We start from the raw sequence: 13,920 nt of genomic DNA on the forward strand, positions 1-13,920 counted from the left end.
GCACGCCACCAAGGACTCGGCCGTGTCTTTCAGGACGATCGAGGGTGCCGGTTGTCGACCCATAGTCGCCGCGATGCGGTGCCACCTTACCGCGATTCGCGCTGGATTGAATGCGTGTCGGTGCGCCTGGCAGCGCCGCGCTCAGTGCAAGCGAATCCAATCCAGCGCCAGTAGCGTCTCGATTGTCGTTGTCGCAGTACGCCGCTGTTCTTCCGGTGCCGCAACCGTGTTTGCATCCCGCAGATGGGCAAGGAGCTGCTGTGTATCGTGCCGTTGCCCGGGATGCGCCACCTGCAGCCGGCGCGCGGCCTGGAACACCGTCATGATGTCCTCGGCCTGGTCGATGCTCCTGATCTGTGCGAACAGGTCCACGGCTTTCGCGATCTCGGTGTCGTAGGGCGCATACGCCGCGGCGAACCGCGCATGCTCCTTGTCGTACTGCGGCGAGGCGCGCAGCGCCATGGTCCGTCCCTGCGGCTGCTCCTGCAGCCAGTTGCGGTTGGCCAGGTCGGTCAGGATCGGCCGGACGTCGCCCTGGCGCGGGCCGCGGCCGGCAGTGCGGAAGGTCAGCCCGGTCGGTACGCCCAGTTCGGTCATGGCCCAGCAGAGCGTCTGGAACAGCGTGCGCCCGATCGGCCGCGCCTCCGGCCGGGCCTGCAGCCGCCGCAGCACTTCCATGATCGCGATCCAGCCCGGCTGGGGCGCCGTACGTTTACCGGCGCCCTCGGTCGAGGCGTTTGCCGGCTGCGTCAGGAAGGCGGTTTCGAGTTGCGCCAGCGGCGTGCCGTACGGCGCATAGACCTCGATGTCGACCGGCAGGTGCGCCAGCGTGCGGTAGATCAGCGGACCGACCTCCTCCCAGGCCAGGCCGCCGTTGCCGCAGCCGAGCGGCGGCAGGGCAAGACTGCGCACGTCCCATTCGCGCAGACGCGCGGCGAGATAGTCCAGCCCTGCCGCGATGTCCTCCAGCCGCGACGGCGAGCGCCAATGGCGCTTGGTCGGAAAGTTGAGAATGCGGATGCCGCTGGCGTCGTCGTACAGATAGGGCTCGCCGATGCGCACGCGGCCTTCCCGGCAGCGCACGGCATAGTCCTCGAACATCGCCGGATAGCGCCGCTTGAACGCCTGCGCGATGCCCTTGCCCATGATGCCGGCGCAATTGACCGCATTCGCGTGGACGTGGGCGTGGCTGGCGAACAGGTCGCCGATTCGTGCCTTGAACATGGTGCGATCCATCGATGGAGAGATCCCCGTGGTGGCGCCTGTCGCTTGCCCGCACTGACAGGCACCGCGTGTGCGGTAGCGCTGTCCGCGGCCTGGCCCAGACAGGCCGGCGAGGTGCTGCCGACGTCAGCGCATGTGCGCATCTGACTGTCCTGCAGCAAGGGGCGCCAGGGCAGCAGCGGGGAGCGCGCAAGCATGCGGCAGCGGCGTCTCACCTCCTGAGATCGGGCGAGACCAGGAGAAGAGGTGCGGCTCAGCGCCGATCGACGGCAGCGATTCTTTTTCGTGGGAGCGGCTTCAGCCGCGACAGGCATTCCCAGCGATGCCTCGTCGCGGCTGAAGCCGCTCCCACAGGCGCTTGCGGCGAGCCAGTCGTGTGCACTGTGGGAGGGACTTCAGTCCCGACGCATTGCGCCATCGGAAAAGCACACCACGTCGCACGGCGCGGCTGCACGACAGTCGACGGCCACAATGGCAGCGGCAGCGCCGATCTAGTTCTCGGCAGACGCACCACCGCCGCGTCGCGCACGCCAGCGCGCCACCCGCTCCTGCAGCCCCACCACGCAGACGAAGAATGCCGGCACGAAGAAGATCGCCAGCACGGTGCCGCTGACCATGCCGCCGAACACGCCGGTGCCGATGGCGTGCTGGGTCTCGGCGCTGGCGCCGCTGGCCAGCATCAGCGGCACCACGCCCAGGGCGAAGGCCAGCGAGGTCATCAGGATCGGGCGCAGGCGCAGGCGCGCGGCGTTGGTCGCCGCCTCGAGCAGGCCCTGGCCGTCGCGGTGCAGTTGCCGGGCGAACTCGACGATGAGGATGGCGTTCTTCGCCGACAGGCCGATGATGGTGATCAGGCCGACCTTGAAGAACACGTCGTTGGGCAGGCCGCGCAGCATCACCGCGGCCACCGCACCGAGCAGGCCCAGCGGCACCACCAGCATCACCGACAGCGGGATCGTCCAGCTCTCGTACAGCGCCGCCAGCACCAGGAACACCACCAGCGCCGACAGCAGCATCAGCAGCGGCGCCTGCGCGGCCGACTGCCGTTCCTGCAGCGATTGCCCGGTCCAGGCCACGGCGAAGCCCGGCGGCAGTTGCGCGGCCAGCCGTTCCATCTCGGCCATGGCCGCGCCGCTGGACACGCCAGGCGCGGCGCCGCCGGTGATGCGCACGGCCGGGAAGCCCTGGAAGCGCGCCAGCTGCTGCGGCGCGTCGGTCCAGGTGGCGGTCACCACTTCGCGCAGCGGCACCATGCCGCCCTCGGTGCTGCGCACGCGCAGGCCCAGCACGTCGTCCAGTTGCATGCGCGACGCGGCGTCGGCCTGCAGGATCACCTGCTGCATGCGCCCGGCGTTGGGGAAGTCGTTGACGTACAGCGAGCCCATCGCCGCCGACAGGGTGTTGCTGATCGCGGAGAACGGCAGGCCCATCGCTTCGGCATGCTGGCGGTCGATCTCCAGGCGGATGCTCTTGCCCGGCGGCAGGCCGTCCTGATACACGCCGCTGACCACCTTGCTGTCCGCGGCCAGTTGCAGCAGCTTCGCCTGCGCCGCCATCAGCGCGGCCTCGCCGCGGTTGCCGCGGTCCTGCAGGTACAGGGTGAAGCCGGAAGAGGTGCCGAGCTCGTCGATGGCCGGCGGCAGCAGGCTCATCACCGTGCCCTCGGGCAGGTCGGCCATGGCCTGCTGCACGCGGTCGGCTTCGTCGCTGGAGGTGGCGCCGTCGCGCTGGTCCCAGTCCTTTAGCATGGTGAAGGCCATGGCCGCGTTGGTGCCCGAGCCGGAGAAGCTGAAACCCAGGATCACCAGGTTGGAGGCCAGCGCCGGGCGCGTGGCGACGTGCCGCTCGAACGCCTTGACCACCGCCAGCGTGCGCTCGCTGGTGGCATCGGTGGGCAACTGGATCGAGGTCATGAAGTAGCCCTGGTCCTCTTCCGGCAGGAACGCCGAGGGCAGCACGCGCATGGCGAAGACCAACGCCACGCACAGGACCGCGAACACCGCCAGCACCCGCGCGCTGCGCCGCAGCAGCCGCGCCACGCGTGCGGCATAGCTGCCGGTCAGGCGCTCGAAGCCGCGGTTGAACGCGCCGAAGAATCCGCGCTTGGCATGATGGCCGGGCGCGATCGGGCGCAGCAGGGTGGCGCACAGCGCCGGGGTCAGGGTCAGCGCCAGGAACGCCGAGAACAGGATCGACACCGCCATCGCCAGGGTGAACTGCTGGTAGATCACGCCCACCGAGCCGCTGGCGAAGGCCATGGGGATGAACACCGCGGTCAGCACCAGGGTGATGCCGACCACCGCGCCGGTGATCTCGCGCATCGCCTTGGTCGTGGCCTGCCGCGGCGGCAGGCCTTCGCTGGCCATGATCCGCTCGACGTTCTCCACCACCACGATGGCGTCGTCGACGATGATGCCGATCGCCAGCACCATGCCGAACATCGTCAGCACGTTGATCGAGAAACCGGCCAGCAGCATCACCGCGAAGGTGCCCAGCAGTGCGATCGGCGCGACGATGGCCGGGATCAGCGTGTAGCGCACGTTCTGCAGGAACAGGTACATCACCAGGAACACCAGCACCATCGCTTCGAGCAGGGTCTTGACCACCTGCTTGATCGAGAGCTTCACGAACGGCGCGGTGTCGAACGGGATCGAATAGCGCATGCCGGTCGGCATGCTCGCGGCCAGTTCCGCCAGCCGTGCCTTCACCGCCTGCGCGGTGCGCACCGCATTGGCGCCGGGCGAGAGCTGGATCGCCGCGCTGGTGGCGGGAGCGCCGTCCTCGCGGTTGGAGAAGCCATAGGACTGTGCGCCCAGCTCCACCCGCGCCACGTCGCCCAGGGTCACCCGCGCGCCGCCGCTGTCGGCACGCAGCACGATGGCGGCGAACTGCGCGGGCGTGGTCAGTTGCCCGGCCACGGTCAGCGGCACGGTCAGGCGTTGTCCGCGCACGGTCGGCTCGTCGCCGAGGCGGCCGGGCGCGATCTGCGCGTTCTGCTGTTCGATCGCCTGTGCCAGTTCGGTCATGGTCATGCCGTAGGCGACGAGCTTGTCCGGGTCCACCCACACGCGCATGGCCTGCTCGGCGCCGAACAGCTGCACGCGGCCGACGCCGTCGATGCGCCGCAGTTCCTGCACGATGTTGCGGGCCAGGTAGTCGTTGAGCGCCACCTCGTCGTAGCGGCCGTCCGGCGAGGTCAGGCCGACCAGCATCAGGAAGCCGGACGCGGCCGATTCCACCTGCAGGCCGTTCTGCCGCACCGCCTGCGGCAGGCGCGGCTCCACCGCCTTGATGCGGTTCTGCACGTCCACCTGCGCCAGCTCCGCATTGGTGCCGGGCTTGAAGGTGGCGGTGATCTGCGCGCTGCCCGAGGTGTCCACCGTGGACTCGAAATACAGCAGGTTCTTGACCCCCGACAGCTCGCGTTCGACCAGGCTCACCACCGAGTCGTTGAGGGTCTGCGGCGTGGCGCCGGGGTAGGACGCGATCAGCGACACCGAGGGCGGCGCCACCGAGGGATAGCGCGCCACCGGCAGCTGGCCGATGGCCAGGGTGCCGAACAGCACGATGAACAGCGCGATCACCCAGGCGAAGACCGGGCGTTCGATGAAGAACTGTGGCATGGCGGCGTTCCCGGTTCAGTCCGCGGCGGCGGTGGCGACCACCGGCGGCTGCCACGCACGCGCCTTCACCAGGGCGCCGGTGCTGAGCCGGTCGATGCCTTCGACCACCACCTGCTGCCCGGGTTGCAGGCCGGCGACGACACGGTAGTGCCCCTGCACGAGTTCGCCCAGCTGCACCGTCGCGCTGCGCACCTGCGCATTGGCGCCCAGCACCCACACCTGCGCGCGCTTGCCGACATGGGTGACCGCCTGCTGCGGCACGCGCAGCGCCTGCGCGTAGTGGGCGCGCGGCACCCGCGCCCGCACGTACATGCCGGGCAACAGGCGCCGCTGCGGGTTGTCGACGAGGATGCGCAGCAGCACATCGCCGGTGCCGGCATCGACGGTGATGCCGGAGAACAGCACGCGCCCGCTCAGTCCCGAGGGCGTGCCGCTGCGGTCGAGGATCTGCGCCGGCAGGCCGTCGTCGCCGGTGGCCTGCGCGCGCGCGGCCGGATCCAGCGGGTCCAGGTCGCTGGCGGACTGGCGCACGTCGACGTAGACCTGGTCGATCTGCTGGATCACCGCCATCGGCGCGCTGTCGCTGGGCGAGACCAGCGCACCCTCGGTGAGCAGTGCCTGGTCGATGCGGCCGTCGATCGGTGCGTCGACGGTGGCGAAGGCCAGGTCCAGGCGCCGCCGCGACAGCGTCGCCTTGGCCTCGGCGACCGCCGCGGCGGCCTGGCTGCGCTGCGAGGCGGCGTCGTCGTACATCTGCCGGCTGACCATGCCGGATTCGACCAGCCGCTGTAGCCGGGCATGCTGCACGTCGGCCAGCACCTGCGCGGCCTCGGCACGGTGCAGTGCGGCTGCGGCGGTGTCCATGTCGGCCTTGAACGGTGCCGGGTTGATCTGGAACAGCGCATCGCCGCGCCGCACATCGGCGCCCTGCTCGAAGAAGCGACGCTGCACGATGCCGCCGACCTGTGGGCGGATCTGTGCGCTGCGCAGCGCGGCCACGCGGCCGGGCAGGTCCACGCTCACCGTCATCGGCGCAGGGTGCAGGGTCACCGCGGTGACCTGTACCGGCGCGGCCACCGCTTGCGGCTGCGCGCCGCCGCCGCAGCCCGCCAGGGCCAACGCCAGCGCGCCGCCGAGTCCCAGAGTCCGTACCTGTTGCCGCATGCCCATGCCTCGTGCCTCGTCGCTGCCGCCGCGGATGCGGCGGACGCCAAAGCCGCGCATGGTCGCGGCCGCGGGTTGCGCGGCGTTCGATGCGATGTGGAGATATGATGGAGATCCGCCCGTCCGGGCCGATGCGCCTTCGCTGCCTCCATGTCCGTTTCCTCTCCGGGCGCCGCCGTGCCCGCGTCCGCGCCGCTGGTCCTGATCGCCGAAGACGAGAGCGAGATCGCCGAGATCCTCAGCGCCTACCTGGCGCGCAGCGGGCTGCGCAGCGCCCACGCCGCCGATGGCCGCGCCGCGCTGGACCTGCACCTGGCGCTGGATCCGGATCTGATCCTGCTGGACGTGCAGCTGCCGGCGGCGGATGGCTGGAAGGTGCTGGCCGAACTGCGCCACCGCGGCGAGACTCCGGTGATCATGCTCACCGCGCTGGACCAGGACATCGACAAGCTGATGGGCCTGCGCCTGGGCGCCGACGACTACGTGGTCAAGCCGTTCAACCCGGCCGAGGTGGTGGCGCGGGTGCAGGCGGTGCTGCGGCGCATCCGCGGCAACGGCGCCGAGGAGGCGCGCAGCCTGCGCGTGGGCGCCTTCCATGTCGATCTCGACCAGCACGAGGCCAGCGTGCGCGTGGGCGAGCAGCGGCACACGCTGGACCTCACGCTCACCGAGTTCAAGCTGCTGGTGCGGCTGATGCGCGCGCCGAAGCGGGTGTTCAGCCGCGCCGAACTGCTCGACGCCTGCCTGCCGGAAGGCGACACCCAGGAGCGCACCATCGACAGCCACATCAGCAAGCTGCGCAAGAAGCTGGAGGCGCTGGGCGTGCAGGGCACGCCGGCCAGCGTGCGCGGCGTCGGCTACCGGTTCGGATCCGGCGCATGAATCGCGCCCCCGGGCTGCGCCGCCAGGTCATCCTGTCGCTGGGCGCGCTGGCGCTGTGGATCATCCTGCTGTCGGTGGTCGGCTCCTACGTGTTCTACGCGCTGGCGGCGGCCTACCAGCCCAACAGCATCTCCGACACCTGGGTGCCGTCGCGGGTGGAGATGATGTGGATCGGCGCCACCGCCGCACTGGCCGTGGCGATCGCGGTGGCGGTGGCGGTGCGGCTGTCGCGGCGCATCCTCACCCCGTTGAACTCGGTGGCGCACAGCCTGCGCGAAGTCGCCCAGGGCAACTTGCACGCACGCGCGAGCATGGATGCGCATGCGCTGGGCGAGACCGCGCAGCTGGTGCGCGACTTCAACGCCATGGCCGACCGCCTGCAGGCGATGACCCGCGAGCGCGCATTCTGGAATGCCGCCGTCGCCCACGAACTGCGCACGCCGGTGACGATCCTGCGCGGGCGCCTGCAGGGCCTGGCCGAGGGCGTGTTCGTGCCGGACGTGGCGGCGTTCGAGAGCCTGTTGCGGCAGGTGGAAGGCCTGAACCGGCTGATCGAGGACCTGCGCGTGCTCAGCCTCACCGACAGCGGGCACCTGGAGTTGCAGTCGGCGCCGGCCGACCTGGCGCGGGAAGTGGAGGCCGTGCTGCATGCCTTCGGCGCCAGCCTGGACGCGCGCGGGCTGGTGCTGGAACCCGTGCTGGCGCTGCGCACGCCGGTGCTGTGCGATGCGGTGCGCATCCGCCAGGCGCTGATGGCCTTGCTCGAAAACGCGCAGCACTATGCCGAGCCGGGCCCGCTGCGGGTGGGCGTGCAGGCGGACGCCGGCCAATGCGTGCTGTTCGTGGAAGACACCGGCCCCGGCATCGCGCCCGAGATCGCCGCGCGGGTGTTCGATGCGTTCCGCCGCGGCGATCCGTCGCGTTCGCGCAAGAGCGGCGGCAGCGGCCTGGGCCTGGCGGTGGTCAAGGCCATCGCCGTGGCGCATGGCGGCGATGCGCTGTGCCTGCCGGCCGGCAGCGGGACACGATTCGAAGTGCGCTGGCCGCTGGCGCCAGTGGAGGCCGCGACGCGCACAGCGCAGGTGCCGGCGTCGCGCTAGAGGCGCGTTGGCTCAGGCGGAGGTCGCGTCGCTGCGCACGCGCGGTGTACGCCCCGGCAGCATGCGGGTCAGCACCTCGTCGCGCCGGACCCAGTGATGGAACAGCGCGGCGGCCACGTGCAGCAGTACGACGACCCATGCGATCCATTTGCCGATGAAGTGGTGCACCACGTCGATCGGCGCTTCAAACGCCTCCCAGCTCAGGTGCCAGGTGCGGCTGATCCAGGCGAACAGCGCGGTCTCGTTGAAGCCGGGAATGCGGAACAGGCCGAGGTCGGTCGGCGCGCCGGTGCCGATGTAGCCGGTCAGCGGCATCACGATTAGCAGCGCGTACAGGCCCCAATGCGCCAGATGCGCGAGCCGGTGTTCCAGCGCCGAGCCCGGCGGATCGTCCGGTTGCACGTCCAGCCAGCGCCACAACAGCCGCGGCAGCACCAGGAACCCGACCAGCAGGCCCAGCACCCAGTGCAGGTTGAGCACCGGCAGCGAGGCGTCCGACGTGTCGTCCATGAACCAGATGACGTAGTACACCACCGCATAGGCGCCGATGAAGGCGGCGGCGGTGGTCCAGTGGAACAGCTTGGCGAGGGCGCCGAAGCGCTGTGCGGTATTGCGCCAGTGCATGTGCGTGATCCTGGTCGAGTGGCGAGGCGGGGAGTGCTGCGGAATCAGGGCGTGCGCAGGCTGTCGAGCAGCCGGTCCAGGGCGTCCAGCGCGTCGGCCAGCCGTGCGTGCAGGTCGGCGTCCGGCTCGGCGATCCAGAACGCCGCCTCGGTGATCGCGCCGTAGAGCATGCGTGCCATCACCCCGGCATGCAGCGGCGCCACCGTGCCGGCGGCGATCAGGGCTTCCAGCGCCGCCTGCAGCGCGGCGATGCCCACCGACTGCGCCGCCGGCGGCACGTCGCCGAACACGGCGCGCGCGTCCTGCAGGATGATCCGGCGGATCTCCGGTTCCAGCGCCAGTTCCAGGTAGGTGCGGCAGCGGCGGCGGAAACCGTCCCACGGCGTGGGCGCGGCGTCGGACACCGCCTGCAGGCGCAGGCCCACCTCGGCCTCGATCTGCTCGATGACCGCGATCAGCAGGCCGTCCTTGCTGCCGAAGTGGTGATACAGCGCGCCACGGGTAAGACCGGCCTCGGCGGTCAACACGTCCATCGAGGTGTGCGCGAAGCCGTGCGTGGCGAACGCCTGCCGCGCCGCAACCAGCAGGCTGGCGCGGGTGGTCTCGATCATCTCGCGGCGGCTGCGGCGCTGGTGCATGGGCGGGCCTCCATTCACATACGTGGCGTACGTTATTTGCGTACAGGGCGTATGTCAATGTGTCGCGGTCGATTCGGCGTGCGCTGGGCAGCTTGGCCGGCACGGTAGCCGGTGCGCTCCGAAGGCCTGAGATTCGAGTGGCTTGCCCGTCCTGCGAACGTCTCGGCCAGGGCCTCTCAGGCATCGACAGCGCGATCGCGGCGGCGTGCGGAATGCGCCTGGTCGCAAACCCAAGTGATGCTGTGCTTGTCGCGAAGGCCGTCGTAAAGGACGCCGTCGCGGCGGCTCAGGACTGCGCGACGGAACCGCTCATCGTGCGCATGCGATGCGCCGGCACGACGCCGACCTCACCGTCGCACTAGCCAAGGCCTTCACTGCGGGTGTGGTCTGGTGACCGCTGTGCAACCGAATTGGAGTGTCGAATGGACACCACGCTGATGCCCTGGGTCGCCGGACTGTTCGTCCTGCTGATCGCCGCGATGCTGTATCTGGTCACGCGCGCCAAGAAGAACCGCAACCGCCCGGCACAGGATCACGCCGCGACCAAGAGCGACGTGGACAGCGCGGCCAAGCGCTAGCGCGTCGGGCGCGGCGCGCTCGCCTGCGCCGTGCTCAGGCGTCCGCGTCGATCGGCGCGAAGCGCGGGCGGCGTACGCCATCGATCTCCACCTGCTCGACGAACATCGGATACGGCCGCACCCACAGCGTGCCTTCGCCGTACAGCGGCCGGTACAGCACCAGCGGTTCCAGCGTTTCGCTGCTGCGGACCATGCCCAGCACCTCGTATTCGCCGCCCTTGAAGTGGCGGTAGCGGCCGAGGGCGATGGAAGGCAGCGGGCTGAGGTCGCGCATGACGGTGTCCTGGTTGGCGGGAGCGCGAGTGTAGCCGTCTGCACCTGCGCTCTTTGCGTTGCGAGGGCGAATTGCGCGACCGCGGCGGTTCGCCGCGTCGTGACGACGGAACGCTCCTGCGGGGGAAACTCAGGCAACCGGCCTTAAGAAGCAGCGTCCATTGTCGCCCGCAGGCTTCACTTCTGCGCACGTCAAGGCGCCAAATCGGCGAAGTCGAACGCCTGCCCCGGCTCGGCGGCGACGAAGTCCGCTGCGGCGATGCCGGCCAGATGCAGTGCGGCGGCCAGCGCTTCGCGCGGCTCATCACGCCCTTCGTCGGTGAGCTGGAAGGTGCCCCAGTGGATGCCGAGCGCGCGCCGCGCGCCGGTGTCGCGGAAGATCCGCACCGCTTCGGTGGGGTCGATGTGCTGTGGCGCCATGAACCAGCGCGGCGCGTAAGCGCCGATCGGGATCAACGCCACGTCGGGCGCGCCGTGCCGGTCGCGGATCTCGCGGAAGATGGCGCCATCGCCGTAGCCGGTGTCTCCCGCGAACCACACCGATCCCCGCGCGGTCTCGACGAAGAAGCCGGACCACAGCGCCATCCTGCGGTCGGCGATGCCGCGGCTGGACCAATGGTTGGCGCGGGTCAGCGTCGCCTTCGCGGTGTCGCCGATCGGCAGCCGGTCGTGCCAGTCGCCGGTGGCGATGCGCGCATCGGGCACGCGCTTGCGCAGCAGGACGTCGTTGCCCAGCGGCATCACGAACAGCGGCTGGTGCGCGTCGTGCAGCGTGCGCAAGGTCGCCAGGTCGAAGTGGTCGTAGTGGTTGTGGCTCAGCAACACCGCATCGATGGGCGGCAGGTCCGCGAAGCGGATGCCCGGTGCCGTTACCCGCTTGGGCCCTGCGATCTGCGAAGGGCTGGCGCGCTGCGACCACACCGGGTCGGTGAGCAGGTTGAGGCCGGCGGCCTGGATCAACAGCGTGGCGTGGCCGACCATGGTGATGCGCAGGCCGTCGTGCCGCGGTGCAGGCATGGCCGGCGTCACCGGGACCTGCGCAGGCCAGCGCACCGCGCCCATGGCGGCCTTCCAGCGCAGGACCTTGCTCAGCGCATTGTCGATCGTGGGCTGGCCGGGGTTGAAGAAGCGCACGCCATCGAAATGGTCGCTGACGGGGCCACGGTAGTAGGGGTTGGCCATTGAGGCGCGATCCGGATGACGCAAGGGGAGGGAAGGTTAACCGCCAGCGGCGCAAGCGTGCGTGCGCGCCTGCCTCGGCTGCCGCGATATTGGTCCCCGGCCGGTGCCAAGTGCGGCCTCACTTCGGCGTGCCCAGCCCACCCATGTTGAGCATCACCCGCAACCCGATCACCAACGCATCGTCGGGCGCACGGCGCGCCGCGGGATTGCCCAGGATGTCGGGATGGACGATGTACTGCACGTTCGGCACCAGAAACAGCGGCGTCTGCGCGATGCGGTAGCTGTAGTTGAGTTCGAACATGAGTTCGTTGCGCGCGATGTCCGCGGCCGCGCCGCGCTTGCGCAGCAGGTCGTTCATGTAGCCCTGCTGGTCCGCACTGAAGCGATAGTAGTGCGCGATCGCGCCCATGCCGTCGCCGGGCCGCGCCGCGAACGGGCCGCTGTAGTACAGGCCGGCGGTGACCTGCAGGTCGTAGACCTGGTGCTTGTCGAACGGTGCGGCGATGTTGCCGAAGGCGACCAGCATGCGCTTGCTTGCCATGCCCTGCGGCCGGTACAGCGCGCGTTCGCCGAGCGCGTAGGCGCCCCAGCGCCCGCCGTCGTACAGGCGCGCAGGGCCGCCGACCAGCCCGCGCAAGCCGCCGGCCTGGTTGTAGCGCAGGTCGCTGTAGTCGGCCGAGTTGTACCAGAGGCCGGCGAGGTAGCGCGGTGCGCCCTTGCCCCGTGCGGGATCGGGTTCGTAGCCGACCTCGAGCACGCCCAGCACGCCGGTACTGTCGGCGGTGCTCCAGTCCAGGCCGTGGTTGTTCTTGCGCTGCGGGTTCAGTTCGAACGCGCCCACCGAGACATAGGTGGCCTCGGGCTTGTAGCGCAGCTTCGCGCCCCAGTTCACGTAGGGAAAGCCGACGAAGCCGCCATCGGCCTGGCTCAGCTGGAACGGGCAGTCCGAGGCGCTGACGAAGCGGCAGCCGTAGCGGCTGCGCGCGAATTGCCAGGTGGTGTTCATGCGCCCGGCGACCAGTTGCCAGCGCCCGTCGGCGAAGGTCTGTTCCCAGGTCAGTTGCGCCAGTTGCGCCTGCTGCTGCGGGTACCAATAGCCCTGCACCTTGACGCCGTTGCCGATCTGCCGCTGCGACAGGCTGTCGCCGTAGTACCGGGCGCCGGTGGCGTGCAGCGTGGCACCGGAAATGCCGAACAGGCGTTGCAGATCCAGGTCGGCGCCGGCGATCACGCCGCCGGCATTGCGGTCGCCGCGCGACAGGCCGCCGTCGACGTTGCGCGCATAGTCGTTGGACCAGACCAGGCGCGGCGCGATGCCGTGGTCGTCGAGCCATTGCGTGGTGTCGGCGGCAATGGCGCAGGCCGGCAGGGCGGCGGCCGCCGCCAGCAACGAGACGCAGGAAAGAGAACGGGACATGGGACGCTCCACGGACGAGACGAAGCACTCGCCGGACGTGCGCGGTGGGTGCGCGGCGACGCGGCAGTGCGCGAAGGGAAGACACCTTCCGGTCGTGGAGCCGCAGCACGGCGTCGCGTCCGTCGGCGACGGGCACGCCTGTGTGCAGGCCTGTGGGGGGACCGGCAAAGAAACGCGAGGGCAGACCGGAACGCGTTGCGCGGCGCCGAGGCGCACGCCATCGCCGCAGCGGATGGGCCGCGCAACTGCGCGGCCCATCGAGCTGGAGGCAACCCGTGCGGGTCAGCCCACCTTGCCGAGGCCGGCGGCGGCCATCGCCGCAGCGATCTCCTTGTCGGCGCCCTCGGCCAGCGGCAGCAGCGGCGAACGCACCGTGGCGTGATCGAGCAGGCCGCGCGCGACCAGTGCCCACTTCAGCGCCACCGAGCCTTCCATGTGCGAGCCGCGGTGATAGACGCTCTTGGTCACCGGCAGCAGACGGTCGTGCAGTGCGCGCGCCTTGGCGTAGTCCTTGGCCTTGCCCGCGGCGATCATCTCCAGCAGCGGCTCCGGGGCGATGCAGCCGTAGCCCACCAGCGCGCCATCCACGTCGAACATGGTGTGCAGCAGATACTCGTCGTGGCAGGTCAGCACCGGCACGTGCGGGCGCTCCTTGCGGAACACCGGGATCTCGGTGTCCCAGCGCTTCATGTTGCGCACGCCGTTCTTCATCGCGACCACGCCCGGCAGCGCGGCGATCTCCAGCAACGTCTCCAGGTCGTAGGTGGCCTTGGTCGCGTCCGGGTACTGGAACAGAATCATCGGCAGCCCGCTGGCCTCGTGGATGGCCTTGTAGCGGTCCTGCGGCGCGCCCTTCTGGTAGCCGAAGCGCAGCCAGCCGTGCGACGGATAGATCAGGCCGGCGGAGGCGCCGGCGGCGACCGCGCGCTTGGCTTCGTCGGCGGCGACGCGGGTGCCTTCCAGGGTGATGCCGGCGATGATCGGGATGCGGCCGTCGACGGCGTCGCGGAAGGCGGTGATCACCTTGGCCTGTTCGTCGCGCTCCAGGAACGTGCCTTCGCCGGCGTGGCCGAGCACGGTCAGGCCCTTGACCCCGTCGATGCCGCCGAGCCAGGCGCCGATGCGCTTGATCGCGGGATAGTCGACGGCGCCGTCGCGGGTGAACGGGGTGACCGGGGCGGGGACCAGGCCTTTCAGGTCGATGGTGCTCATGCT

At 70.2% G+C, this 13,920-nt stretch carries 12 protein-coding genes; 3 read left to right on the forward strand and 9 right to left on the reverse strand.

Features of this window, described 5'->3' with window-relative positions; all coding sequences use genetic code 11:
- Positions 1-141: 141 nt before the first annotated feature.
- The 3 genes from SLW56_RS11780 to SLW56_RS11790 all read right to left on the reverse strand — a co-directional run bounded on the left by SLW56_RS11780 (position 142) and on the right by SLW56_RS11790 (position 6,011).
- Positions 142-1,236, reverse strand: a complete 1,095-nt coding sequence (locus SLW56_RS11780) for a macro domain-containing protein (protein ID WP_320694887.1) — start codon at positions 1,234-1,236, stop codon at positions 142-144.
- A gap of 479 nt (positions 1,237-1,715) precedes the next feature.
- The gene (locus tag SLW56_RS11785) at positions 1,716-4,847 is read right to left on the reverse strand and encodes an efflux RND transporter permease subunit (protein ID WP_320694888.1); all 3,132 of its coding nucleotides are present in this window, start codon (positions 4,845-4,847) and stop codon (positions 1,716-1,718) included.
- 15 nt (positions 4,848-4,862) lie between these two features.
- On the reverse strand, positions 4,863-6,011 hold the full coding sequence (locus tag SLW56_RS11790; protein WP_320694915.1) for an efflux RND transporter periplasmic adaptor subunit: 1,149 nt from the start codon (positions 6,009-6,011) through the stop codon (positions 4,863-4,865).
- Between the two features lie 150 nt (positions 6,012-6,161).
- Here SLW56_RS11790 and SLW56_RS11795 point away from each other — a divergent pair, with 150 nt between their 5' ends.
- Together SLW56_RS11795 and SLW56_RS11800 are read left to right on the forward strand one after the other, a co-directional pair.
- On the forward strand, positions 6,162-6,893 hold the full coding sequence (locus tag SLW56_RS11795; protein ID WP_051067644.1) for a response regulator: 732 nt from the start codon (positions 6,162-6,164) through the stop codon (positions 6,891-6,893).
- A complete protein-coding gene (locus SLW56_RS11800; protein ID WP_295957673.1) occupies positions 6,890-7,993 on the forward strand; it encodes an ATP-binding protein in 1,104 nt (367 codons plus the stop codon). The genes SLW56_RS11795 and SLW56_RS11800 overlap by 4 nt, the downstream gene beginning before the upstream one ends.
- Positions 7,994-8,005: 12 nt before the next feature.
- Here the strand turns inward: SLW56_RS11800 and SLW56_RS11805 are convergent, their stop codons facing one another.
- Complete coding sequence (locus SLW56_RS11805) at positions 8,006-8,617, reverse strand: cytochrome b (RefSeq protein ID WP_017912854.1); 612 nt, start codon at positions 8,615-8,617, stop codon at positions 8,006-8,008.
- 44 nt (positions 8,618-8,661) lie between these two features.
- Positions 8,662-9,255, reverse strand: a complete 594-nt coding sequence (locus SLW56_RS11810; protein ID WP_295957675.1) for a TetR/AcrR family transcriptional regulator — start codon at positions 9,253-9,255, stop codon at positions 8,662-8,664.
- Between the two features lie 422 nt (positions 9,256-9,677).
- On the opposite strand from SLW56_RS11810, the gene SLW56_RS11815 reads away from it, so the two are divergent.
- A complete protein-coding gene (locus SLW56_RS11815; RefSeq protein ID WP_017910105.1) occupies positions 9,678-9,833 on the forward strand; it encodes a hypothetical protein in 156 nt (51 codons plus the stop codon).
- 34 nt (positions 9,834-9,867) lie between these two features.
- Here SLW56_RS11815 and SLW56_RS11820 read toward each other — a convergent pair whose 3' ends face one another.
- From SLW56_RS11820 to SLW56_RS11835, 4 genes are all read right to left on the reverse strand, one after another.
- Positions 9,868-10,107 carry a DUF1653 domain-containing protein gene (locus SLW56_RS11820; protein WP_152240110.1) on the reverse strand — a complete coding sequence of 80 codons (240 nt, stop codon included), beginning with the start codon at positions 10,105-10,107 and terminating at the stop codon, positions 9,868-9,870.
- A gap of 191 nt (positions 10,108-10,298) precedes the next feature.
- Positions 10,299-11,288 carry an MBL fold metallo-hydrolase gene (locus tag SLW56_RS11825; protein WP_320694889.1) on the reverse strand — a complete coding sequence of 330 codons (990 nt, stop codon included), beginning with the start codon at positions 11,286-11,288 and terminating at the stop codon, positions 10,299-10,301.
- Positions 11,289-11,406: 118 nt separating this feature from the next.
- A complete protein-coding gene (locus SLW56_RS11830) occupies positions 11,407-12,705 on the reverse strand; it encodes a carbohydrate porin (protein ID WP_320694890.1) in 1,299 nt (432 codons plus the stop codon).
- A 282-nt stretch (positions 12,706-12,987) separates the two neighbouring features.
- Positions 12,988-13,917, reverse strand: a complete 930-nt coding sequence (locus SLW56_RS11835) for a dihydrodipicolinate synthase family protein (protein ID WP_026144587.1) — start codon at positions 13,915-13,917, stop codon at positions 12,988-12,990.
- Between the last annotated feature and the right edge of the window lie 3 nt (positions 13,918-13,920).

Source organism: Xanthomonas sp. LF07-6 (genome assembly GCF_034105445.1).
Lineage (GTDB): Bacteria > Pseudomonadota > Gammaproteobacteria > Xanthomonadales > Xanthomonadaceae > Xanthomonas_A > Xanthomonas_A sontii.

Excerpts from the sequence above, each read along its gene's own strand:
- SLW56_RS11780 (WP_320694887.1), bottom strand. The coding sequence starts at position 1,236 with ATGGATCGCACCATGTTCAAGGCACGAATCGGCGACCTGTTCGCCAGC.
- SLW56_RS11785 (WP_320694888.1), bottom strand. The coding sequence starts at position 4,847 with ATGCCACAGTTCTTCATCGAACGCCCGGTCTTCGCCTGGGTGATCGCG.
- SLW56_RS11790 (WP_320694915.1), bottom strand. The coding sequence starts at position 6,011 with ATGCGGCAACAGGTACGGACTCTGGGACTCGGCGGCGCGCTGGCGTTG.
- SLW56_RS11795 (WP_051067644.1), top strand. The coding sequence starts at position 6,162 with ATGTCCGTTTCCTCTCCGGGCGCCGCCGTGCCCGCGTCCGCGCCGCTG.
- SLW56_RS11800 (WP_295957673.1), top strand. The coding sequence starts at position 6,890 with ATGAATCGCGCCCCCGGGCTGCGCCGCCAGGTCATCCTGTCGCTGGGC.
- SLW56_RS11805 (WP_017912854.1), bottom strand. The coding sequence starts at position 8,617 with ATGCACTGGCGCAATACCGCACAGCGCTTCGGCGCCCTCGCCAAGCTG.
- SLW56_RS11810 (WP_295957675.1), bottom strand. The coding sequence starts at position 9,255 with ATGCACCAGCGCCGCAGCCGCCGCGAGATGATCGAGACCACCCGCGCC.
- SLW56_RS11815 (WP_017910105.1), top strand. The coding sequence starts at position 9,678 with ATGGACACCACGCTGATGCCCTGGGTCGCCGGACTGTTCGTCCTGCTG.
- SLW56_RS11820 (WP_152240110.1), bottom strand. The coding sequence starts at position 10,107 with ATGCGCGACCTCAGCCCGCTGCCTTCCATCGCCCTCGGCCGCTACCGC.
- SLW56_RS11825 (WP_320694889.1), bottom strand. The coding sequence starts at position 11,288 with ATGGCCAACCCCTACTACCGTGGCCCCGTCAGCGACCATTTCGATGGC.
- SLW56_RS11830 (WP_320694890.1), bottom strand. The coding sequence starts at position 12,705 with ATGTCCCGTTCTCTTTCCTGCGTCTCGTTGCTGGCGGCGGCCGCCGCC.
- SLW56_RS11835 (WP_026144587.1), bottom strand. The coding sequence starts at position 13,917 with ATGAGCACCATCGACCTGAAAGGCCTGGTCCCCGCCCCGGTCACCCCG.